Annotated in this window: 20 protein-coding genes and 1 pseudogene; 7 read left to right on the forward strand and 14 right to left on the reverse strand. The window is 59.5% G+C overall.

All coding sequences use genetic code 11. The features are described 5' to 3' along the window. Positions 1-180 precede the first annotated feature (180 nt). From ACSSVY_RS08565 to rnr, 6 genes are all read right to left on the reverse strand, one after another. Positions 181-744 (reverse strand): PqiC family protein, encoded by a 564-nt coding sequence (locus tag ACSSVY_RS08565; protein WP_454269067.1) that lies wholly within the window; start codon positions 742-744, stop codon positions 181-183. A gap of 5 nt (positions 745-749) precedes the next feature. After that, positions 750-2,843 (reverse strand): PqiB family protein, encoded by a 2,094-nt coding sequence (locus ACSSVY_RS08570; protein ID WP_454269069.1) that lies wholly within the window; start codon positions 2,841-2,843, stop codon positions 750-752. After that, the gene (locus ACSSVY_RS08575) at positions 2,840-3,466 is read right to left on the reverse strand and encodes a paraquat-inducible protein A (protein WP_009815885.1); all 627 of its coding nucleotides are present in this window, start codon (positions 3,464-3,466) and stop codon (positions 2,840-2,842) included. The genes ACSSVY_RS08570 and ACSSVY_RS08575 overlap by 4 nt, the downstream gene beginning before the upstream one ends. Continuing rightward, positions 3,463-4,089 (reverse strand): paraquat-inducible protein A, encoded by a 627-nt coding sequence (locus tag ACSSVY_RS08580; RefSeq protein ID WP_454269072.1) that lies wholly within the window; start codon positions 4,087-4,089, stop codon positions 3,463-3,465. Before ACSSVY_RS08580 ends, ACSSVY_RS08575 begins: the two co-directional genes overlap by 4 nt. Then, positions 4,086-5,303, reverse strand: a complete 1,218-nt coding sequence (locus ACSSVY_RS08585; RefSeq protein ID WP_454269074.1) for a lytic murein transglycosylase — start codon at positions 5,301-5,303, stop codon at positions 4,086-4,088. The genes ACSSVY_RS08580 and ACSSVY_RS08585 overlap by 4 nt, the downstream gene beginning before the upstream one ends. A 293-nt stretch (positions 5,304-5,596) precedes the next feature. After that, entirely contained in the window at positions 5,597-7,852 is a 2,256-nt protein-coding gene (gene rnr, locus ACSSVY_RS08590; protein WP_454269076.1) for a ribonuclease R, read from the reverse strand. A gap of 125 nt (positions 7,853-7,977) precedes the next feature. Here rnr and ACSSVY_RS08595 point away from each other — a divergent pair, with 125 nt between their 5' ends. The 5 genes and pseudogenes from ACSSVY_RS08595 to ACSSVY_RS08615 form a co-directional block, all read left to right on the forward strand. Next, on the forward strand, positions 7,978-9,042 hold the full coding sequence (locus ACSSVY_RS08595) for a flagellar motor switch protein FliG (RefSeq protein WP_454269078.1): 1,065 nt from the start codon (positions 7,978-7,980) through the stop codon (positions 9,040-9,042). A gap of 40 nt (positions 9,043-9,082) precedes the next feature. After that, positions 9,083-9,421, forward strand: coding sequence for a ScnB-like protein (locus tag ACSSVY_RS08600; protein ID WP_454269080.1), 339 nt, complete (start codon positions 9,083-9,085; stop codon positions 9,419-9,421). Further along, positions 9,414-9,692: an SH3-like domain-containing protein gene (locus ACSSVY_RS08605; RefSeq protein ID WP_454269082.1), complete on the forward strand. Its 279-nt coding sequence runs from the start codon at positions 9,414-9,416 to the stop codon at positions 9,690-9,692. The genes ACSSVY_RS08600 and ACSSVY_RS08605 overlap by 8 nt, the downstream gene beginning before the upstream one ends. Next, positions 9,682-10,338, forward strand: coding sequence for a nitrile hydratase subunit alpha (gene nthA, locus ACSSVY_RS08610; protein ID WP_454269084.1), 657 nt, complete (start codon positions 9,682-9,684; stop codon positions 10,336-10,338). The genes ACSSVY_RS08605 and nthA overlap by 11 nt, the downstream gene beginning before the upstream one ends. 184 nt (positions 10,339-10,522) lie before the next feature. Beyond that, a pseudogene (locus tag ACSSVY_RS08615) lies at positions 10,523-10,783 on the forward strand (IS6 family transposase); the annotation flags it as partial. Positions 10,784-10,982: 199 nt separating this feature from the next. Here ACSSVY_RS08615 and ACSSVY_RS08620 read toward each other — a convergent pair. The 8 genes from ACSSVY_RS08620 to ACSSVY_RS08655 form a co-directional block, all read right to left on the reverse strand. Continuing rightward, entirely contained in the window at positions 10,983-13,016 is a 2,034-nt protein-coding gene (locus ACSSVY_RS08620; RefSeq protein ID WP_454269085.1) for an oxidoreductase, read from the reverse strand. Between the two features lie 69 nt (positions 13,017-13,085). Further along, positions 13,086-13,847: an amino acid ABC transporter ATP-binding protein gene (locus tag ACSSVY_RS08625; RefSeq protein ID WP_454269087.1), complete on the reverse strand. Its 762-nt coding sequence runs from the start codon at positions 13,845-13,847 to the stop codon at positions 13,086-13,088. 14 nt (positions 13,848-13,861) lie between these two features. After that, positions 13,862-14,575 (reverse strand): amino acid ABC transporter permease, encoded by a 714-nt coding sequence (locus ACSSVY_RS08630; protein WP_454269088.1) that lies wholly within the window; start codon positions 14,573-14,575, stop codon positions 13,862-13,864. Positions 14,576-14,658: 83 nt separating this feature from the next. Then, on the reverse strand, positions 14,659-15,405 hold the full coding sequence (locus tag ACSSVY_RS08635) for an amino acid ABC transporter permease (protein ID WP_454269090.1): 747 nt from the start codon (positions 15,403-15,405) through the stop codon (positions 14,659-14,661). 49 nt (positions 15,406-15,454) lie between these two features. After that, the gene (locus ACSSVY_RS08640) at positions 15,455-16,297 is read right to left on the reverse strand and encodes a transporter substrate-binding domain-containing protein (protein WP_454269092.1); all 843 of its coding nucleotides are present in this window, start codon (positions 16,295-16,297) and stop codon (positions 15,455-15,457) included. Between the two features lie 49 nt (positions 16,298-16,346). Next, the gene (locus ACSSVY_RS08645; protein ID WP_454269094.1) at positions 16,347-17,849 is read right to left on the reverse strand and encodes an FAD-dependent oxidoreductase; all 1,503 of its coding nucleotides are present in this window, start codon (positions 17,847-17,849) and stop codon (positions 16,347-16,349) included. 90 nt (positions 17,850-17,939) lie between these two features. Next, the gene (locus ACSSVY_RS08650) at positions 17,940-18,845 is read right to left on the reverse strand and encodes a LysR family transcriptional regulator (RefSeq protein ID WP_045686332.1); all 906 of its coding nucleotides are present in this window, start codon (positions 18,843-18,845) and stop codon (positions 17,940-17,942) included. Further along, positions 18,842-19,780 (reverse strand): LysR family transcriptional regulator, encoded by a 939-nt coding sequence (locus ACSSVY_RS08655; protein WP_454269096.1) that lies wholly within the window; start codon positions 19,778-19,780, stop codon positions 18,842-18,844. Before ACSSVY_RS08655 ends, ACSSVY_RS08650 begins: the two co-directional genes overlap by 4 nt. A gap of 111 nt (positions 19,781-19,891) precedes the next feature. On the opposite strand from ACSSVY_RS08655, the gene ACSSVY_RS08660 reads away from it, so the two are divergent. Together ACSSVY_RS08660 and ACSSVY_RS08665 are read left to right on the forward strand one after the other, a co-directional pair. Next, positions 19,892-20,593: an HAD-IA family hydrolase gene (locus tag ACSSVY_RS08660; RefSeq protein ID WP_454269098.1), complete on the forward strand. Its 702-nt coding sequence runs from the start codon at positions 19,892-19,894 to the stop codon at positions 20,591-20,593. Then, positions 20,590-21,888, forward strand: coding sequence for an NAD(P)/FAD-dependent oxidoreductase (locus tag ACSSVY_RS08665; RefSeq protein WP_454269100.1), 1,299 nt, complete (start codon positions 20,590-20,592; stop codon positions 21,886-21,888). The genes ACSSVY_RS08660 and ACSSVY_RS08665 overlap by 4 nt, the downstream gene beginning before the upstream one ends. Positions 21,889-21,951: the final 63 nt, after the last annotated feature.

Here is a 21,951-nt window from a genome sequence, read left to right on the forward strand (position 1 = left end):
AGTCTCAAAGAAACTTCCAGAGAATTTGCCGCCCGGTGAGGGATACCCTCTCTTGACCGAAGCTGTGACCCAAGCGCGATGGCACCTGATCAGGGGCAAGCACCGCCTTCACCCCATAGGCATCCACACCGTCTTGAACTTGCGTACATAACCGGGGGCCAAAATGTACCGGGTGTACCCCTACCGCAACCCGTTCCGCGCAATCTCGACCGCGAGATCCCGCACCGCCTGACCGCGTGCGGCGGCAATCGCCGCAACGCTTGCATCCTCTCCCGTGGCCACTGGAACGCTCAGATCAAACAGCCGCGCTCGCGCACGTCCGCTCTCAGATGACACAAAATATTGGCCCGCCAACCGGAAAACACCAACATTTTGTGCCAACATCTCTTCAATCCGCACCTCGACCTGCGCCTCTGGGACCTCACCAAACGGCCAAGGTTCAGCCGCCACCTGCGCCCCGGTCAGCTGCGCAAGATGCCGGCTTAGCTCCAGCGTGATCGCCCGCCCCGGATCATCCGCCCATAACAAACCCGGCTGCGTGCTTAAAACTCCCATGGAATCAGAGAGATAGATCTGCTCCCCCGCCGCATAACCCGGCAATGACACCTCGCGCAGCGCGACCGACCCAAAGGCAATCCGCTGCTTGGTCTCAATCGCCGCACGCGGCACAGTCAGCCGTTGCTCGGGGACAGAGGTGCAGCCGATGAGGGCAGTCAGCACGACGAAAGCGGATATTTTTTTCATGGTAATCAACGTCCTAACAGCAAAGAGTTCGGATTGCGTTCAATCGTTCGGGCCAAGGATGACACGGCTCGGGCTGCCCGTTCAACCTCGCGCAGCGCCGCCCGCGCATCCCGGCCCACCCCGTTCTCAGCCGCATATCCCGCCAAAGTCCCCCGCGCCTGCGCCAAGACCGCTTCCGCCTCGGCAATCAACCCCGGCAGATCCCGCCCGGCTTCGGCAAAGGTATCCGCCGCATCGCGGGCTGACCCAAGGGCGGCGGTTGCGTTCTCGACCACCCCGCCTTCTCGTAACTGTGCCAAAACATTACGTAATTCTTCAAGTGTTGCGTTCAACGTGTCGGGCAAAGCCTGCGCACCATCCCCGGCCAACAACGCCTCAGCCGACCGAATGAGCGCGGTCAACTCTGCCGCCATGGCGTCAATTTCAACCGTTTCCGCCTTGCGCGCCACGGCATCCATTCGCGCCACAAGGTCCGGCACACCACTCACCGCATCACTGACACCCTGCGAGGCCGCAGAGGCATCACTGAGCGCCGCGCTCAACTTGGCGGCCAAGGCTTCTTGCGCGATCTGAGCAACCAGTGTCTCCATTTCCGTCAAGACCGCGTCCAGCCGCCCCGGCAAGCCTTGCACCTCTGGCGCGCCGACCACGCCCCGCGTCTCATCCAAGAGCGCGTTGACATTGCCCGGAACGGCGCGGATATCAGAGCTGGAAATCAGCGCATTTGCGTTTTGCATCAAGGTGATGACTTCGGACATCACCTCTTCCACAGGCAGGGCGTTGATCCGCTCGAATACGCCTGTGGCGGTGGCCGAGACGTCTGCAATATCACTCTCGGTGGTGGGAATGAACAGGCCATCCTCACCGAATTCTTCGATCTCGTCAGGTTGCGGATTGGCAATTTCGACCAATTCGACCTTGAGCCCACCGGTCAGAAGCGAGGCAGAGGCCAAGCGTGCCCGCAGCCCCAAAGCCACACTCTCACGCAGAAATTCAAGCGCCGCCTCACGCCCTGCCCCGCCTTCCAGCCCCAGCCGCCCGGGCCGGATCGCCAGAGTGACCAAGAGCCGAACCCGTCCATCGCCGAACCGTTCATTATCGACTAGACCGTTGAGCGCACTCACCTGCCCAATGCGTAAGCCATTGAATTCAACCGGTGCATCGACGCTGAGTCCGGCGATATTCTCCTCAAAGACCGCCGAAAGCGACAGGACTTCGCTGTCATCGCCGACAAAGAGATTGGCGCGCGCCGCTGATTCTTCAGGGAAAACTGTATAAACGTCACCCGATTGCGCCGGTGTCCCACCGGAAATCATGGTCTCGAAGGTGACGCCCCCCGACACAAGCGCCGCCACCGAAGAGAAATCGAGCTGCGCGCCGCTTGGCCCCAATGAAAAGGAAAATCCGGACGTGTCCCAAAACCGCGTCGCGCTGTTGATCAGACTGTCATGCGGGGCAAAAACCAACGCCTCGGCCTGTGCTGACGAACCGTCCGCGGTGATGGTCGGCCTGCCGACCCGCCCGACCTCGATCCCGCGATAGACAATCGGTGCCCCCTCGACCAAAGACGCCTTGCCTTGCGCGCGCAACGTCAGGCGCAAACCGCTCTGGCCCACCCGTTCCAGCGGCGCATCCGACAGGCCGTCGAACCGCTCCGACACCTCACCGGGCGTCTCATCCCAGAGCCCTTCGATATAAACGCCCGATAGCACCGTGCCCAATCCGGTCACGCCGCGCGCACTGACCTGAGGACGCACGACCCAGAATTGGGCATCAGTGTCGATATAGGGCGCAACCTCTTGATCCACCCGCACTTTGACCAGAACCCGGCCCAATCCGGGGGCAAAGCTCACATCCTCTACCAAGCCGACGGACACATCACGGTAGCGCAATTCGGTGGTGCCGGGCCGCACGCCGGAGGCATTGTCGAACCCGATCTCAATGATCGGACCACGATCTGCATAGGTCTGCCACGCCACACCCAGCACGACGACAAGCGCCGCCAAGGGCACCAGCCAAATTATCGAGACCCGCTCCAACAGGCCACGGCCTGCCGGTTTCACAGTGGCCTCAGGCGGGGTCATATCGTCATGCGTCACGGGTGGGTGTCCTCTTTGCGATCAGGTCTGCGGGCACTGTCCCAGATCAACCGGCTATCAAAACTCTGCGCCGAGAGCATCGTAAAAATCACCGAAAGAGCGAAAAACAGGCTGGCACGCCCCGGTGTGATGGTCGCCAGCGCCTGCAATTGCACCAAGGAGGACAGGATCGCCACCACAAACACGTCGATCATGGACCAGCGCCCGATGTATTCTACCACCTCGTAGAGCAGATGCCGCTGTCTCTCGGACAGGCGCGAGCCGCGCCAGACCCCGATGCCGAGGCCCGCCAATGCGAAGAACTTGGCCACGGGAATCACCACGCTGGCCACAAGAATGATCAGCGCCACGCCCCAGTTGCCATGCTGCGCCAGCGTTACCGCACCGCCCACAATTGTATCGCTCTGCGTGCTGACCAAAGTGCGCGTTTCCAGCATCGGATAGATATTTGCCGGGATGTAACACCCCAGCCCGAGAAGCCACCACGCCCAAACCTTTTGCAGCGAGAACGGATCGCGGGACTGCAACGCACTCCCGCAGCGCGGGCAGATCTGCGTGCCTGAGTGGCTCACCCGCATGCAGCGGGTACACCCCACAAGGCCCATATCGCGCGCCGTTCTCATTCGTCCAACGAGGCCCATATCGAATAGCGGCACATCAGGTTGTCAGTGGCGACCACCAAGACCACTAACACCGCGAACATCCACGCCGCCGGACCAAACACCACATCGGCCAGATCGCTCAATTTTACCAGCGCGACCGCGCACCCGATGGCGAAGATCTCGGCCATGGACCATGGCAGCAGCGACTCCGACAAGCGGAACGCAGACCGTGCGAGCGGCGCGGGAGGACGATCACGAATGATGGGAGCGAGCACGTAAATCAGCAGAATGAGGCGCAGCGCCGGTATCAGCACGATAAAGAACAGAACCGCAACGGAAAGTACCGATAGCCCCCCCTCGAACACAAAGGCGGCCTGAAGGATCGACGCATCATGGTGCATGCCCCCCGCGCCGATCGACAAAAACGGAAAGAGTGTTGCCGCCACAATCAGAATTAGGACAGTCAACGCCAGAGCGATGAGTTGCTTGCCGGCCTTGCGCCGGGGGGCAATCAACACCGTGTGACAGCGCGCGCACACCGCGCGCTGTCGCATCGCTACCTGTGGCGCGGTATAGACCAGATCGCATTCCGGACAGGCGATCAATCCGTCCAGATCATCGCGACGGTCTGTTGGCTCACTCACGATCGCTTGAGAAGCGCCAGCAACTCCTGTGAGGGCAGCCCGTCCGGCGTTGCCCCAACCGATTGCTGAAACGCGCGAATTGCATTGACCGTGTTGGGACCGATGATCCCGTCGATCTTCTCGATCCCAAAGCCTTTGCGCTGCAGGCGTCGCTGCATCTCCATCCGTTCGTCAAAAGACAGTGGATTATACCCACGCGGCCATGCCCCCTGAACTTCGGGCCCTCCGCCAATCCGATCCGCCAAATGACCGACCCCCATCGCGTAGGCATCGGAATTGTTGTAGCGTTTGATGACCCCGAAGTTGTCAAAGACCATGAAGGCCGGTCCTTGTAGCCCCGCTGGCAGGTAGATAGATGCGCCTCCATAATCCCGGACCGCGCGACCATCGACCCCCACGACACCCTGCGCCGCCCATTGGGAGGGCATTCGTTTTGATTTAGCCGACCCGGTGCTGAACCCACGCGGCAACCGCACTTCGACGCCCCAAGGCTGACCCTTGGTCCAGCCAAAGCGCTTGAGATAGGCCGCCGTTGAGGCCAGAGCGTCGGTTGGGTTGTCTGACCAGATGTCCCGTTTGCCATCACCGGTGAAATCCACAGCATAAGCAAGATAGGAGGTCGGGATAAATTGCGTGTGCCCCATGGCCCCGGCCCAAGATCCCTTCATGTTCTCTGGCGTCACATCGCCCGATTGCAGGATCTGCAGGGCCGCGATGAGTTGCTTTTCGAAAAACGCCCCCCGCCGCCCGTCATACGCCAGCGTTGCCAGTGACTGTATCAGCGGCAGATCTCCCAACCGCTCGCCATAGGTGCTCTCCATGCCCCATACAGCGGCGACAACCTCTTTCTCGACGCCGTAATGCGCCTCAATCCGGTCCAGAGCGCGGCGGTTGCGGCGTAGCGCTTCCTGGCCATTTTTGACACGGACCGGCGACACCGCGCTGTCGAGATAATCCCATATCTCGCGTTTGAATTCTGATTGGTTACGGTCCTTGGCGACGATCTCGGGATTGAAGGTTACACCGCGAAAGGCCCGGTCGAACACTTGCCCGTTGACCCCCTGCGCCACCGCACGTCCGCGAAAGCCAGCGATCCAATTGTCGAATCCGGGATTTGCACTGGCCTGCACGATGACAGCCTTGCCCTCAGTCTCGGGTCGCAATTGCGGCCGTAGACTGCGCACCGGCAGGTCGCTTGAGACGATGACCGCCATTGATATGACGCCCGAACCGGGTCTCATTTGTGGACGCAAGGATTGCTCCACTGCACCGGCAAGAGCCGGTGTCGTTCCGATCAAAAAGCTCAGTAGTCCTAGGTGTACCGCTCGCATGGCTTGGCCCCCTTGTGATGTGGCTCTGGAGATAGGATAGCCCGATTGTTTGCGAATCAAAAGCAATCTCGCGGGCTGCGCGCGCGTGACCGCCGATCAACTGCGCGACGAAGGACTCGATGATCGCGCGGCATTTCAAGGTCACACACCACATCACGCGACGCTCGTGTGACGACCTATCGGCGTTTGCGTTCGACTTTGCGTTTTTCCACAGCGGCCTTGCGCTTGGCGCTCCCTAGCTTGCGTTTGGGAGGTTTGCCACGCGCACCTCTCGGCCCTTTGGGCATGGTCGTGCCCTCGATGCTGACGAGTTCCAGCGCGATGCCGCCCGTCACAGGTGCGGCCTCTGCCAGCTTGACCGTGACGCGCTGTCCAAGGCCAATCGTCAAACCCGTATCAGAGCCCATCAACGTGCCAGCGTCCCGGTCAAAATGGAAATACTCCCGCCCCAGCGAGCGCACGGGAATTAGTCCATCGGCCCCGGTTTCATCCAGTTTCACGAAGGCGCCAAACTTGGCGATACCGCTGATCCGCCCGGTAAATTCCTCACCCAGCCGTTCCGAAAGAAACGCCGCCAGATAGCGGTCATTCGTGTCACGCTCAGCCATCATCGAGCGGCGTTCGGTGTCGGAAATGTGCTGCGCCGTCGCCTCAAGCCGCGCCTCTTCCTCATGGCTCAGACCATCGTCACCCCACCCATGCGCCGAAATCAGCGCCCGGTGCACCACAAGGTCGGAATACCGCCGGATAGGCGAGGTGAAATGCGCATAGGCCTGCAACGCGAGGCCGAAGTGCCCGAAATTCTGCGGCGCGTAATAGGCCTGCGTCATGGCGCGCAGGGTGGACATGTTGATGACCTCAGAATGATCCGTGTCGCGTGCGGCGTATAAGAGCGCGTTGAGATGCGCAGTTTTCAGCACTTGCCCCTTGGCAAGAACCAGACCAGCCGCCTCCGCAACATCGCGCAGCGTTTCCAGTTTTTCCGGTGTAGGTTCCTCATGAACGCGGAACAGAAGCGCCGATTTCCGGGCAACCAGCGTCTCTGCCGCGGCCACGTTGGCCAGCACCATGCATTCCTCGATCAACTTGTGCGCATCCAGCCGGTCGGCGAAATTGACCGACAGAACCTTGCCCTCGTCGCTCAGCACCACTTTGCGTTCCGGAAGATCCAAATCGAGCGGCTGCCTGCGTCGACGTGCCTCCTCCAATGCGGCGTAGGCCGCATAAAGGGGGGTAATCACCTCTTCCACCAGAGGCCCGCATTTGTCATCCGGCGTGCCGTCCTGTGCGGCCTGAACCTGCTGATAATTCAGCGAGGCGGCGGAGCGCATAAGGCCGCGCACAAAGCGGTGCCCGATCTTGTCGCCATGAGCGTTGATCTGCATCCGCACTGCAATACAGGCGCGCGGCACGCCTTCGTGCAAGGAACATAGATCGCCCGACAGACGGTCCGGCAGCATAGGGACCACCCGATCAGGGAAGTAGCTCGAATTGCCGCGCTTGCGCGCCTCGTGATCCAGTGCCGAGCCGGGGCGTACGTAATGCGCGACATCGGCAATGGCCACCCAGATCACATGCCCGCCGGCGTTCTTGGGATCGTCGTCGGCATGCGCCCAGACTGCATCGTCATGGTCGCGCGCATCCCAGGGGTCAATCGTGATCAGAGGCATGTCCCGCAGATCGTCGCGGCCCTTCAGGCCCGCCGGTTTCATGCCGTCCGCTTCGGCGACCACGTCATCGGGAAAGGCATCGGGAATGCCGTGCTGATGAATGGCAATCAGCGATACCGCCTTGGGGGCGGAGGGATCTCCCAATCGTTCCAGAACCCGCGCGCGCGGCAGGCCCATACGGCCTGCGGGTCCAGCCTGTTCGGCCTCGACCAGTTCTCCGTCCTGCGCGCCGCCGGTGGCATCGGGGGCAACGGTCCATTCCTTGCCGTCGCCCTTGTCGATGGGCAGGATGCGGCCCCCTTCGGCGCCCTTGCGAAACACCCCCAAGACCTTGCGCGGATTGGTTCCGATCCGGCGGATGAGCCGCGCTTCATAGTGATAGGCCTCGCCCTTGACCTCTTGCAGCCGCGCCAGAATACGGTCGCCCGCACCCATCGCCGGATCAGAGGCGCGTGGGATCAGCAGAACGATTGGCTCCACCCCCTCGCCGGTCCATTCCAGAGGCTTGGCCAACAACTCGCCGTCAGAGGCCTGACCAGTGACCTGAAGGACGCTGACGGGCGGCAGCCGGTCGGGATCGCGGTAGGTCTTCTTGCGCTTCTCAAGATGGCCTGCTTCCTCCAACTCCTTGAGCAGGCGCTTGAGGTCGATCCGCGCAGCCCCCTTGATGCCAAAAGCCTTGGCAATATCGCGCTTTGCGGTGAGGGTCGGGTTATCCGAGATCCATTGCAGAATCTCGTCCTTATTGGGCATCTGGCTCATGGCTTGGCCCTAGCACGAAGCGAAAGCGACGTCATCCGGGAAACCGTCAAAATGCCGGGGAAGGTTTAGAGATTTCTTCACGCTTTGCCTCTTAAGGTCTTTCAAGACCCGAACAGAGGCCAAAAATGAAAGCAACCACCCCACTTGCCCGGATAGCGCCACGCGGCGGGGCCGCGGCCCATCTGACCCGGTCGCAAAAGGCTGCGATCATTGTTCGGTTCTTGATCAATGAGGGTGCCGAGATTGCGCTGACTGACCTGCCTGACGGGTTACAAGCGCGCCTGACGACGCAAATGGGCTCCATGCGCTATGTCGACCGCGGCACGCTGGCCGATGTCGTCGCGGAGTTTGCGCAGGAGCTAGAGGGCATGGGGCTGATCTTTCCGCGTGGCGTGGCAGGTGCGCTGTCGACTCTTGGCGGTCGGATCAGTCCGCAAACCGCCGCCCGGCTCCGCAAAGAGGCGGGTGTGCGGCAATACGGCGATCCTTGGGATCAGGTAAAGGAGGCAAATCTTACGGCGCTCATTCCTATTATTGAGCGCGAAAGTACAGAGGTGGCGGCGGTCCTTTTGTCCAAACTCGAGGTGTCGCGCGCTGCGGATCTTTTGGGCAGATTGCCGGGTGAACTGGCGCGGCGGATCACCTATGCGGTCTCACAAACTGGATCGGTCAGTCCCGAAGCCGTGGACAGGATCGGCTTGGCATTGGCGGCAGAACTGCATGACGTGCCTGAAACCGCATTTGCCCAAGGGGCGGTGGAACGCGTGGGCGCAATCCTCAATTTCTCACTTGCGGCCACTCGGGATGACGTGCTGACCGGGCTCGAAGAAACCGATCAGGAATTCGCGGCACTTGTCCGCCGCGCGATCTTTACCTTTGTGCATATACCAGACCGGGTCAAACCCACCGATATTCCCCGGATCACGCGTGAGCTTGATCAGGCGGTTTTGGTCACCGCCCTCGCCGGAGCAGCCTCGGGCGATGTGGCGACGGTGGCGGAGTTCATTCTGAACAATCTCGGGAAACGCATGTCCGAGGCGATCCGCGAGGAAATGCAAGAGCGGGGTCGTGTCCGTCTGCGCGACGCCGAAGAGGCAATGACAGCTGTCGTCAATGCCGTACGCACGCTAGAAGCCGCTGGAGAGATCAGTTTTGTCACCCCGGAAGATGAGGAGCAGAGCGGCGACTGACCACTGGACAAGCGGAAAAGCCAGACATAGGCTTGGACCTATGAGTGATTGGGATGGACGCCGCTGGCACGACATGGGAGGACAGGCAGCCGGGCCTGTGCCTATGGAAGGGCATGACTTTGCTCGCTGGGAAAAGCGAATTGATGCGCTGATGGTGCTCTGCGGACAAAAGGGGCTCTTTACCGTCGACGGGCTGCGCCGGGCGATCGAGGATATGGGCGAAGACGCCTTTGAAAAATACAGCTACTACGAACGCTGGATCGCCGCCGTAAATCAGAACTTGCTGGAAGCGGGGGTCTATTCCCTAGAGGAGTTGGCCACCCGGATGGATGAGATCGCCGCGCGCGGTCCGACCTATGCCGAGGCGCAACATGGCTGAGCGGGTGCGAGTCAAGGCGCTGACACCGCCGGGTCATGTCCGCGTGCCGTGGTATCTCAGGGGCAAGACGGGTGAGATCGAGCGGCCCTTGGGCGCGTTTCACAATCCTGAGCAATTGGCCTATGGCCTACCGGCCGAAGAAAAGCCGCTTTATCGCGTGCGCTTTTCCATGGCAGAAATCTGGGGTGATGCGGCAGAGAACCCAAACGACACGCTCGATGCCGAGATCTACGCCCACTGGTTGGAGAAGGTGGTCATTCATGCCGCATGACCACCACGATCACGACGATTATCACCACGAGGGTATGAGCTCCTCAGGTCATCCTTACCGCTCCGATAATGATGGCCCGCTGAGCTATTGGCAACGCATGGAAATTGCCGTTCGTGAGTTGTTGGTGGAAAAAGCTCACCTGACACCTGCACAGATAGCCACTCAGATCGAGGTCATGGACGCCCGCAGCCCCGCAAATGGTGCGGCGGTTGTGGCGCGGGCATGGATTGATCCTGATTTCAAGGCACGCTTGCTCGCCAATGCCTCTGCCGCAAGCCGCGAGATGGGATTCGATATCGGCCCGCTCAACCTGATTGCTGTCGAGAACACCGCAGACGCGCACAATCTGATCGTCTGCACCCTCTGTTCCTGTTACCCCCGGAACCTCTTGGGCCTGCCGCCCGACTGGTACAAAACGCGCGAATACCGCAGCCGCGCGGTGCGCGAGCCGCGCGCTGTGTTGCGGGAATTCGGTCTTGATCTGGCTGAGAGTGTCACGGTTCGGGTTCACGACAGCACCGCCGACATGCGTTATATGGTGTTGCCTGCCCGACCAGAGGGGACCGAAGGACTGAGCCAAGAGCAGCTGGCCAGCCTTGTCACCCGTGATTCAATGATCGGCACCGGCCTGCCTCGCCAACCCTGACCGGACCGAGGGCAAGCCAAGGATGTGGGGTCGTTTTGTCATCACTCTGCCCAATGACGCCATGGCGCAGCTCTTTGGGACGGCCCCTGACAACGACCAGCCGGAACCATCGCCGAGCAACCAGTTTCCGCCCCAGACCAATGCGCATGTTGTCCGGCTCTACGCCCGGTTCAACTTGGGTCTGCGCGAGGTCGCGCCGGGTCGTGAATATTGGTCACACAAGGGACTCGAGAACCGCGCCGAAAACAGCCATCTGCCTTTCCGAAAACGACAGCGGGTTATGCAGGGTCTCCGATTACCGCTCGGAGTGCAACGTTTCGCGATCATTCAGTCCACAATACGTCATTACTTCGCCGTCCCAGCCTGCCGTCGTCCCGCTCTCACCATTCGCTACCATCGGCTAGACGCACTCGAGGCGTGGACATCAGCGGCAAACGTCGTGTGATCAACGAAAAACAGGCCAGACTTGGCAAACCCCGCGGTTAACGTGACAAGACCTTTGGCGCACATCTCGCCACTTGGGTTAACCCACATCCTTGTCACCAGAAACTAGGCGTTGCCCAAAAGGTGATCAAACCGCCTTAGCGTAGGATTTTGCACGCTCCGGCATCAGACGCGAGATCGGTGTTAGGCGTAAGCGAGACTTAAGCCACCGAACAAAGCCGCAAGGCATCATAAACCGCCGCGTGGATATTGCGTGACGACTGCGCATCGCCGATGCGGTAAAGCTCAAACCCTTTGCCCTGTCTGGGTTGGGGCGTAAGATTCTTAAGCGCATGAAGGTCTGTGACCCCATCATTGGTCGATTGCCTGCGCAGATCCTCGAACATCTCATTCATCGGTATCGTGCCCATTTCGACGATCACCTGATCATAGAGGTTCTGTTCGATGGCATGGGTCAGCTCGTTCATCAACGTCGCCTGTAGCTTGTTGCCTTTGCGCGCGACGCCGATCAGCCGCAGGTTGCCCTCGGGGCGCAGGCCAGACTTGGCAAATTCTTTGTGCCAGCGCGTGGACTCCGGATAGACGAGATCCTGACCGATGTTCACATCGATGGTCGCTAGCCGCACATTCGCCCCTTCCGCCTGCGCACTCTGCGCAGCCAACAACGCCGGATGTCGGCCGGTGTTATCCCAGATCAGGACATCCCCAACCGGCTTGACCTGCCGACCTACGATGTCCCATGCCGAATGCACCAGATTATCCCCTGCACCAAATTCGGTTTGTGGGATACCGCCCGTTGCCAGAATGGCCAGATCAGGATTGAGCGCGGCGACACTTTCCGCGTCCATGTAGCGGTTGCATTCCACCGCGACCCGCAGAGTTTCTAGCTCGGCAAGACGCCAATCTATGATCCCGATCAGATCTCGCCGCCAGTCTGCCGCGGCCATAAGCACCTGACCACCCGGCTGCGCGGCCGCTTCGAAGAGGCGGACGTTGTGACCACGTTCCGCCAAAACCCGCGCCGCTTCCAACCCGGCAGGGCCGGCCCCTACAACAACGGCATCGCGCGGGGTTTGTACGCGTTCAATGCGGTGGCCAATCGTCAACTCGCGTCCGGTTGATGCGTTATGAAGGCATTTGGGGCGATGCTGTGACTGACAATGACCGGCCCCGACACATGGCCGTATGCGGTGCTCTTCACCGCGCATAAGCTTGTTCACCATATGCGGGTCTGCGATATGCGGGCGGGTCAGCCCCGCCATATCCACATGCCCCTCCGAAACGGCAAAACGTGCCGAGGCCATGTCGGATAGTTTCGCCGCATGGAAAACCGGCAGCTTCACCTCGCGTTTAAACCGGCCAACGGCCGCAACCCAAGGGGCTGCTGGCATTCCCATGCCGGGAAACACCTCTTCCGACAGCGACCGGGAGGTGTCCATTGACCCAAAAAGCGCATTGAAAAAATCGACAGAGCCTTCGTGCTCAAGGATCTGCGCCGCCGCCAAGCAGTCCTCTGCGGACAGTTCGCCATCAATGCCCTCATCCACTACATAGCGCATGCCAACGATGAATTCGCCGCTGACATTGCGACGGATTTCGTCATGCACCATCAAGGCAAACCTCACACGGTTCTCCAATGACCCGCCAAACCGGTCTGTGCGGTGGTTTGTCTTGGGTGACAGGAACTGTCCGATCATATGTCCGGCAGCAAGTGTTTCGATCCCGTCCAGCCCGCCCTCCTCGCAGCGGCGCGCGGCCTGACCATAGGCTTTGACCACCCGCGCGATATCGTGCTCATCCATCTCTCGGGGTATGCCACGGTGCAATGTCTCGCGGATCGGAGACGGGCCAATCGGCGGCAGCCAATCCTGCGCATAGGGATCACCCCGCCGCCCGAGATGTGTGATCTGACACATCAACGCCGCTCCTTGCGCATGCATCCGCTCTGAAAAGCGTTGCAGATGCGGAATGATCTGGTCGGTTCCGACATTGAGCTGCTGAAAGATGTTCGGGCTGTCGATGTCGACATTCGACGACCCACCAAACATTGAAAGTGCAATGCCGCCCCGTGCCTTTTCTTCGTGGTAGGCCTGATAGGCCTCCTGTGGAAAGCCATCTTTCTCCAGCCCGCAGGCATGCGATGTGCTCATGATCCTATTGCGCAGAACCAGCTTTTTAATCTGGAGCGGCTGCAGCAGCGGGTCTTTGGCGCGGATGGGGCTCTGGATGGCCATAGCATAAACTCCGGTTAGGACGTGGCCGTAGCGACCTGTCGAATTTTCGATTATCGTTCGGGGTCGGGATCAGAGCACTTTGGACAGGAATTCCTGCGTGCGCGGATCTTGCGGTGTTTCAAAGATCTGCGACGGCGGGCCACTTTCCACGATACGCCCTGCATCGGTGAAATAGACCCGGTCCGATATCTCGCGGGCAAAGCCCATCTCATGAGTGACCAACATGCAGGTCATCCCGTCCATCGCTAGATCCCTGATCGTCACCAGCACTTCTTTAACCGTTTCTGGGTCTAGTGCTGCCGTCACCTCATCGAATAACATCACGTCGGGCCGCATGCACAGGCTGCGGGCGATGGCGACACGCTGTTGCTGACCGCCCGAGAGTTCCGCAGGATAAGCGTTTTCCTTATCCTTCAACTTGACCTTGGCCAGCAGGGCACGGGCCCGCTCCTCGACCTCTTTGCGGCTTTCCTTGAGCACCAGCAGCGGCGCCATCATCACGTTTTGCAAAACAGTGCGGTGCGGAAAGAGGTTGTATTGCTGAAATACAATTCCGACCTTGCGCCGCAGCGCCAGCTTGTCGAGCTTTGCATCATGCACCTCAATCCCTTCGACCTTTACCGATCCCTTGCTGACCGGGGTCAGCCCGTTGATCGTGCGGATCAGGGTGGATTTGCCTGAACCGGACGGTCCGATGATACAGACCACTTCACCTTTCATGACGTCGATATCGATGCCTTTGAGCACTTCAAGGCTACCAAAGCTTTTGTGGACACCGTGCAAGGCCACGATCGGCTGTTCGACGGTCCAGTTTCCGGTGGGGGACATCATCGTCAAGTCTCCTGTCAGGACCCAGTGGCGAAGCGCTTTTCAAGCCGACGGGTGCAAATTGATATCGGATAGATGACGACAAAGAAGATCGTCATCAGAAAGAGGTAGAAAGGGATCAGGAACTCGGGACGCGACCCTGCCGCTTCCATGGCTGCCTGTGTGTTGCCAAGCGCCTCGTTGACGCCAAGAATTGCCGCCATCGGCGTCATCAACGTCAGCAGCGCGTACCAGTTCATCCACGGCGGAAGCATCCGGCGGATACATTGCGGCAAGATGATATGACGAAGCGTCTGACCGCGAGTAAATGCAAGGCTCTCAGCACTTTCCCATTGGCCGGAAGGGATCGACGCCACCGCTCCGCGAAGAATTTCAGAGACATTCGCCATGACCGGCAAGGAAAAGCCGAAAGTGGCCTTAAGCCAGTCGGGAACAATCACCTTGTCTCCACCCGGCAGCGTGATCTGAAACGGCACCAGAAACATGATCGCAAATAAGATCACCAGCCAAGGTGAGTTGCGAAAGAGGTTCGTGACCAGCTTGGCAGGGAGCCGAATTAGTGTGACTGGGCTAATCTGCATAAAGCCCAAGATCACACCACTAGCCGTGGCCAGCGCCATGGCCAGAACGCTCATCAACAAGTTCAACCCAAACCCTTTGAGGATAAACGGCACCCAGGTGATTAGCGTGGCCAACGCCGAAGGGCGTCCGGTTGACCCATCTTGTGCCATAGCGGCCAATGTAGCCAGAACGCATAGCCCTGCCGCAAGAACGGGGGCCCGCCACGTCAGACGAGAAACGGTCCAATTCGGCGTCATTGTCCGTACCCCGGCAGTGCTATTCTACGCTCGATCATGGTCATGATCCGCGCAATGATCGCAATCAGAACGATGTAATAGCCAAAGAGAAGCAGCATCATTTCTGGCACGTTCACGCTGTCCGACCAGATGCCGCTTAGCGAATACGTGATCTCGGGAACCGCAATCACATAGGCCAGCGATGACGTCTTGGCCAGCGAGACGATGTTGTTGGTGAGCGCGGGCAGGCAGATGCGCAGGGCCAGCGGAAAGGTCACGTAGACAAATATCTTGAACCCGGAAAAGCCGAGCGACTCCGCCGCCTCTTTCGTCGAGGCTGGCACCGCCTCGATACCCGAACGAAAAATCTCGACGTTATAGCTGCCGCCGAAAATGCCGATGGCAATGACCGCCCACCCAAACGACCCAATTACAGGCTCGTACCAACCGCCCATATCCACCTGCGGAGTGATCGCGCCTAGCCCGAAGTAAAAGAACAAAAGCTGCACGATGGGCGGTGTGTTGCGAAAAATCTCAATATAAGCCGACACCATCCAACGCACGATCCGCAGCCGTGATGTTTGCGCACCCGCACCGATCACTCCGATCACCAACGAAACGGCAATGATCGCCGTGATAAGTTTGACCGAAACCCACATCCCCTCGACCAGCCGACCCCAGTCATAGGAGTTGTAAAACGGCGAGAAGTTAAGCCCGGTGGTGTCGTATAGCCGTTCAAAGAACGGCGCGATAAGGTCCAGCACGCGTGTTATCCTGTCCAAAGCTCGGGGGGGATGCACCCCCCCGGTATCATCAATTGTCGAGATACGAGTTGTCGTACTGCAACTGCTCGTGCAGCGCGGCAAGCCACGGCGACGCCTTGACGCCCCATTTCTTTTCAAGCTCAATCAGCGTGCCGTCCTTGTGCCAGTTATAGGCCATGCCGGACATGAAAGCGCCCCAGATGCCGTCCTTTTCCTCGAGCGGCACAGCAACGCCCCACGGGTTGGAAAACACCGTGTCTACAGGCATTTCATAGCCATCCCATTCGCCACTTGCGATGTCTGCCGCAATCGAAGTGTCGTCATAAACCCAAGCTAGGCATTTGCCCGAACGCAGCGCTTCCTTCGCTTCGGTGTTGCCGCCAAAGGCCACGACATTCGCACCAAACTCGACTTCCGCGATCTTGTTGTAGAACACGCCCTGCTTGCCGCAAACCGGCTTGCCCGTGATATCGTCCCAAGAAGAAATGACACCTTCTTTGGCCATGAGGGTGGGACCGGAGGTCCAATACGCAGGCTCGATGATGCCTACGACCTTGCGGCGGTCAGGGCGGTCGGACATGGCACCAATCAGCAGGTCGACATTGCCCTGTTGCAAGAATTCCATCCGATTGGCCGAGGAAATCACCACGGTTTCCAAGGTCACGCCCATACGGTCGGCGACCGTTTGTGCGAGGTCGACCTCGATGCCTTGAATGGTGCCCTCTGGCGCACGAAAGGCCCAGGGTTTGAACGCGCCCTGAACGCCGACGCGCAGCACACCACGCTCCAACACTTCTTTGAAACGGTTGTTTCCGACCTCTTGGGCAAAGCTCGCTGTCGCAGTCAGCGCAGTGATTGCGATCATACCGAGCAGTGTTTTTAGAGTGATCATTGGTCTCTCCTTGTTGGGTTCTCTACCGTTAATTTGCCGGCTTTTCCGGTTATCTCCTGTGATCCGAAGGCGCACAGAATTCGGTTTCCTGTCGGGCCAGAAATGCCGCGACCTGATGATCTTTTTCCGCACAGGACCAGCCGAACAGCGGGGCAACAGTGTCGGCCACCCGTGCCGCGTCCTCGCCGCTGATCAACCCGTGCCAGATGGCTCCGGTGCGCCGGGTCAACACCGAATAGAGGTCTGGCGCATGTTCATGGGTCACGGCGTACTCGACAGGATTTTGGCTAGCTTGGGACACGCCACGCAGGCTGATGGTTGCACGTGCAGGCGGCGGCCCGATCCGCGCTGAAACCTCAGACAACATCCGCCGTCCGGCGCTGCGCAGGCTCATCACTGGCCCCGCAGTCATCGCCAAAACGTTTTCAAACCCCTGCGGTGCAAGATCATGCACACGGCGTTCGCGCGCGCCCATCGGGCGATCAGGGTCTTCGGTGAGGGGTCTCACACCCGCCCAACATTGTTCGATATGGTTTCTCGTCAGGCCCAGCCCTGGTAGCAGAAAGTTTGCCTCCGCCAACAAGAACGCCACATCGTCAGCATCGGCATGGGCGTTCCGCGCATCCCCCTCGAACAGGGTTTCCGTCGGTCCGAAATAGAAACGATCATCGCCCAATGGCAGGCCGTAAAACGGATGCCCGCCACGATGCACTGTCGCTATTCCGCGATTGGCAAAACCATCGGGCAGGCGCAGAATGATATGCGCTCCCTTGCTGCCTCGTATCAGCCGTTTACCAAAACTCCCAACCTCGTCAGCCCAGCTTCCGGCCATGTTCAGAACTGCATGGGCCAGAACTTCGGTTTTGCCCTCTGGCCCATCCAAAGCCATCCGCCATAGCCCAGAACCGTCGCGTCCGCGCAACTCGGCGCGGGTCATCAACCGCAGTTTGGCCCCATAGGCCTCAGCGTCCAGCGCATTGTCGATGCAGAGCCGCTCGGGTGCGGTAAACAGATATTCGCGGAAGCTGACCATGCCGCGAAGCGCGTCCTGATTGCGCAGATTGCGGCCGATGGGATGCGCGCGCGCAGCATCCGCGTCGCGGATCGTGCGGTCAAGCGATGGCTCCGGCGGCCCGAGTAGTTGAAGCAGACGCAAACCCGCATCAAGTTGCCATCGTGGAAACGGCCCATCGCGCCAGATCGGAAACGACAATTCGATGGATCGTGTCCCGACGCTGGTATCCTGCGACAACTCCGCCCGCGCCGTCATAGCGTCGCGGGCCATGCCCAACGCGCGCGCAAAGTGGATGGGGTGGCGTAGTGCGTTCCATACCGGATTGGGCGTTTCCAGATAGCGCAGTCCACAATGGAGCATGCGCGAAGACCGACCGCTGGCCCCCGCGCCCAAGTCTTCTGCTTCGACCAGCAAAACCGCGTATCCCGCCCGCGCCAGTTCACGCAAAGCGGCGGTTCCGTTGACGCCGCCACCGATGATGACAACGTCAAATTCTTGTGCGTCAGACGCGGAAATTGAGCCGGGTTTCTGGTTCATGGACCGCATTAAGAACCAGCGATCATTAGAATCAAAATGCAAAGTTAGCCTTTCAATATACGTTTAGCGCATACTGAAAGGTGTCGCCGCCTACCTCATCTGGGCAAGCACCTCATCCCGCAGACTTTCCGCATGGCCGATCAACTCGGTGGCCAGTACTGTTGGCGTCCGGGTGTCCGGTCGCAGCAATGCAAACCTGCACGGAATCTGAGGAAGAAACGGGCGATAAACAATTCTGGGGTCCGGATTGGCCCATGCCGTGAAGGGATCCACCACCGCCAGCCCCAAGCCGCGCTTGACCATGCTGCACATGGTGGCCGACATCGTGGTTTCGATCAATTGCTGTGGTACGATCCCCGCGCCCTGCATAATGTCGTCAAAAATGCGGCGAGCGGAAACCGAGACGGTCCAACCGATCAGCGGCTCACGGCGTAGATGGTCGGGGCGTACGACCTCTTCCTCGGCGAGAGCATGATCGGCGGGAATAGCGGCGATATAGACTGTATCTGCAAAAATCCGTGTTCCAAACCCGGAGAGCTGGAACGGCGTTTCAGCAAGCCCAAAATCGACTTGCTGGGTCGCAACCCACTTTTCAACGCTGACCGACATGCGCACGTTCAGCTTGACCCGGGCTTGGGGTCTATCCTTCGAGAACCGCGAAATGACTTCCGGCAGGAAATCCAACCCAAGAGCTGGCAGAGCGGCAATTCTGACACCACCATCCTGCCCCTCTTCCATCCGACGGCTGAAATCATCCAGTGACGACAGGGACACGAACAACCGTTCCACCTCGTCCAGCAATAAATGCGCCGCATGGGTGGGCACGACACGCCCCTTGCGTCGCTCAAACAGCTTCACGCCCACACTGCTTTCCAACTTGTCGATCATGCGGCTGACGGCTGGTTGACTACGGCCCAGATAGTCTGCGGCACCAGATACGGTCCCTGACCGCATGACGACTTGAAATGCCTCGTAAACAGATGGATGCAATTTCATAGATAATCTCTTGGTTTCAGAACGCTTTCGACACCAAGTGGCGGATAGAGCATCGCAATTTTCCTCAGGTCAGACTGTATCTCGTCCACCAACCAGTCTCTCACCGCTTGAACGACATCGGCATTCGCGCCATCGGTGCGCGATAAGATACGGCAATCTCGGCCTGGAAAGACCAACTCGTTGACCGCGGGCACAAGGCGTCCTTCGTTCATCCAGTAGCTGACAATGTTCATCCAACCCGCGGCAATACCCTGCCCGACGAGGGCTGCCTGAATCACCACGGCATAGTCTGAGAATCCCAGTTGTCCTTCGCGCCGCAGACCCAGACCTGGCATCAAGGACGCCACCCCTTCGGTGGCCTCGCCATCCAAACGGATCAACGCGGGCCCATCCTGCGGCGGCGGGTTCAGATACCCGGGCGCGCAGACTGGAACATAAGCTTCACGCATGACAAAACGCCCCGACGTCTCTGATGCACTGCTATAGCGCATGGCAATGTCGACCCCGGCTGTCGGGCCAGTTACTGGACCGGGGATCAGTTGAAAGCGCAGATCGACACTTGGAAAAGCCTCTTGAAACTGTGCGATGCGCGGCATCAGCCAATGCGTGGTAAAGGCGGTCGAAACCGATATCGTAACCTGCGCCTTGCCTGTGCGTCGCTCCTGCAACTGATCGAGAACGCCGTTTATCTGAGAGAATGCCGATTCCACAACCTCTTTCAGAAGCAATCCATCATCCGTCAGTCGGGCTCCGGGCTTGCCACGCAAAAACAGTTGCGCCCCCAAATGCGTTTCAAGACCCGCAAGCGTGCGGCTAACCGCAGGCTGGGTCACGTTCAACTCTTCAGCAGCGCGGGTGAAATTCTCATGCCGTGCAGCGGCTTCGAACACAAAGAGCGCATTCGCAGAAGGCAATTTTCGACGCAATCCATTCATGATGTCAAGTTATGGAAAGTCTCAGTATTTGGCAATTGCTCAAATGGGGGGCTCTGCATCATTGTCACTTCAATACGAACGCCCGACCGGGGCAAACAACACGAGGCTTCCATGGATTTTTCCGCATTCAAAGTGCTGACATTCGATATCGTCGGCACCTGCATCGACTTTGAAAAGGGCGTTTTGGACGCCGTGCGCCGCATCGGTGGCAGTGCCGCCGCCCAGCTGTCTGATGATGACATCTTTGGCCCCTATATGGCGGGTCGCGACCTGAACTACGGGCGCTCCAGCGAGGTTTTCGCAGATGTTTACGTGCATCTCGCCCAAGAGCTCGGCCTACGGACAAGCCCAGATGCCGCCCGCGACTTTCAGCTTTCAGTCCTAGAATGGCCTGCGTTCGCAGACTCTGTCGAGGCCCTCGGGCGTTTGCGCACGCGGTTCCGTCTGGTGGCGATGACCAACGCGGATCGCACGGCATACTCCGCCTATGCGCATCGGCTCGGTCTGCCTTTTCACGACGCAGTGACCTGCGACGAGGCGCAATGCGCTAAACCGAACCCGGAGTTCTTTGCTTTCAACCTTGGTCGGCAATCGGCGCTTGGCTACAAACAAAGCGAAATCCTGCACGTTGCCCAAAGCCAGCATCACGATATCGGCGTCGCTAAATCCTTGGGCTATAAAACATGCTGGATCGAACGACGGCATGATCAGGCGGGCTACGGCGCAACCCCGGATCCGGCACGCTTGACCGAACCCGATCTGCGCCTGACCAGCCTCAAAGCGCTTGCCGACGCCGTATTTGGAGCCGCATGATGCCGGTTCCGCCGCCAGCCAAATCGCTTTGGCGAGAGCAAGAACCCGCCAGCCCGGACTATCCGGCGCTGCGGCAGGATTGCGCGTATGACATTGCGATCATTGGCGGCGGATATACCGGTTTGAACGCGGCCCACACCTTTGCCGATGCAGGTTTAAGCGTGATTGTGCTCGAGGCTGGAGAGCCAGGGATCGGCGGCAGCGGTCGGAACGGCGGCGTCGTATCAGCCAAATTTCGCCGTGGTTTCAGCGACATTGCCCGATCGCACGGTCTTGAGATGGCGCAACGTATGCACACCATCGCAACCGACAGCGTCGGGCATCTGACGACGACCCTCATCAGATTTGATTTGTCGAACACTGGATTTCGCCGGGTTGGCGCTTTGAAATGCGCGCATTCAGCCAAGGCCTTTTACCACGCGCGGCAAGAGGCGGACTGGTTGCGAAACACTTTGGGCGACACCGGATTGCACGTTCTGTGCGCCGAGGCCGTCGCCGAGGAGACAGGTTCCAGTAGCTTTGTCGGCGGCGTGTTGCAGGATGGTGCCGGAACCATTCAGCCCCTCGCCTATCTACTGGGCCTATGGGGAGCAGCCAAAGCCCGTGGCATTGGCGTCTTTGCCCAGACCCCAGTGCAATCCATCGCGGAAAAGGGAGGACGGGTGGTCTTGACTACACCGGGCGCAAGCGTCATGGCTGACCGCGTTCTGCTGGCCACCAACGCTTACTCTTGGCTTACTCCGGCGGGAAAGCCTGTCGCCAGGAGTATCGTGCCGTTCCGAAGTGCCATGGTTGCAACCGAGCCTTTGCCCGACCAACTGGATCAGCTTTTGCTACCCAAATGCCGAAGCTACACCGAAACCCGCCGCATGATGCGCTGGTTCCGCAAGGTGGATGGGCGGGTGATCTTTGGGGGGCGCGGTGCATTGGGGGCCGTGGATGCACCAGCCGCCTTTCGTCGACTTGAAGGCGCAATGCTCAAGATTTTCCCCGAACTGCACGATGTGCCGATTGCGCTGCGCTGGTCCGGTCAGGTTGCATTGACCTTTGACGGCCTTCCACAAGCTGGTCTCCTGTCGAACCGCATTGGCTATGCGGCGGGATTCAACGGTGCCGGTGTCGCGATGTCGGGCTTCGTTGGGGATCAGATCGCCAGGCGCATGACCGGCCAACCACATGACCTTGGCCTGATTGCGCGCGCAAGCATCCCCAAAGTTCCATTCTACCCTTTACGCGCAATCGCTGTTCGCTCGACAACCTTTTTCTACGAAATGCTCGACGCCGCCGGTCTCTAGAAACGGGTCCCTCCAAGGAACGCGGTATACTATTATTGACCCCAAATTTGCGAGCTAGCGGCC

It is taken from the genome of Roseovarius sp. MBR-51, from assembly GCF_053628575.1.

What these genes read in the sequence shown, in the direction of transcription:
- ACSSVY_RS08605 (WP_454269082.1), top strand. Translation starts at nt 9,414, where the DNA reads ATGGCTGAGCGGGTGCGAGTCAAGGCGCTGACACCGCCGGGTCATGTC.
- ACSSVY_RS08600 (WP_454269080.1), top strand. Translation starts at nt 9,083, where the DNA reads ATGAGTGATTGGGATGGACGCCGCTGGCACGACATGGGAGGACAGGCA.
- ACSSVY_RS08645 (WP_454269094.1), bottom strand. Translation starts at nt 17,849, where the DNA reads ATGAACCAGAAACCCGGCTCAATTTCCGCGTCTGACGCACAAGAATTT.
- ACSSVY_RS08585 (WP_454269074.1), bottom strand. Translation starts at nt 5,303, where the DNA reads ATGGCGGTCATCGTCTCAAGCGACCTGCCGGTGCGCAGTCTACGGCCG.
- nthA (WP_454269084.1), top strand. Translation starts at nt 9,682, where the DNA reads ATGCCGCATGACCACCACGATCACGACGATTATCACCACGAGGGTATG.
- ACSSVY_RS08655 (WP_454269096.1), bottom strand. Translation starts at nt 19,780, where the DNA reads ATGAATGGATTGCGTCGAAAATTGCCTTCTGCGAATGCGCTCTTTGTG.
- ACSSVY_RS08595 (WP_454269078.1), top strand. Translation starts at nt 7,978, where the DNA reads ATGAAAGCAACCACCCCACTTGCCCGGATAGCGCCACGCGGCGGGGCC.
- ACSSVY_RS08630 (WP_454269088.1), bottom strand. Translation starts at nt 14,575, where the DNA reads ATGGCACAAGATGGGTCAACCGGACGCCCTTCGGCGTTGGCCACGCTA.
- ACSSVY_RS08565 (WP_454269067.1), bottom strand. Translation starts at nt 744, where the DNA reads ATGAAAAAAATATCCGCTTTCGTCGTGCTGACTGCCCTCATCGGCTGC.
- ACSSVY_RS08575 (WP_009815885.1), bottom strand. Translation starts at nt 3,466, where the DNA reads ATGAGAACGGCGCGCGATATGGGCCTTGTGGGGTGTACCCGCTGCATG.
- ACSSVY_RS08650 (WP_045686332.1), bottom strand. Translation starts at nt 18,845, where the DNA reads ATGAAATTGCATCCATCTGTTTACGAGGCATTTCAAGTCGTCATGCGG.
- ACSSVY_RS08620 (WP_454269085.1), bottom strand. Translation starts at nt 13,016, where the DNA reads ATGGCCATCCAGAGCCCCATCCGCGCCAAAGACCCGCTGCTGCAGCCG.
- ACSSVY_RS08665 (WP_454269100.1), top strand. Translation starts at nt 20,590, where the DNA reads ATGATGCCGGTTCCGCCGCCAGCCAAATCGCTTTGGCGAGAGCAAGAA.
- ACSSVY_RS08625 (WP_454269087.1), bottom strand. Translation starts at nt 13,847, where the DNA reads ATGATGTCCCCCACCGGAAACTGGACCGTCGAACAGCCGATCGTGGCC.
- ACSSVY_RS08660 (WP_454269098.1), top strand. Translation starts at nt 19,892, where the DNA reads ATGGATTTTTCCGCATTCAAAGTGCTGACATTCGATATCGTCGGCACC.
- rnr (WP_454269076.1), bottom strand. Translation starts at nt 7,852, where the DNA reads ATGAGCCAGATGCCCAATAAGGACGAGATTCTGCAATGGATCTCGGAT.
- ACSSVY_RS08640 (WP_454269092.1), bottom strand. Translation starts at nt 16,297, where the DNA reads ATGATCACTCTAAAAACACTGCTCGGTATGATCGCAATCACTGCGCTG.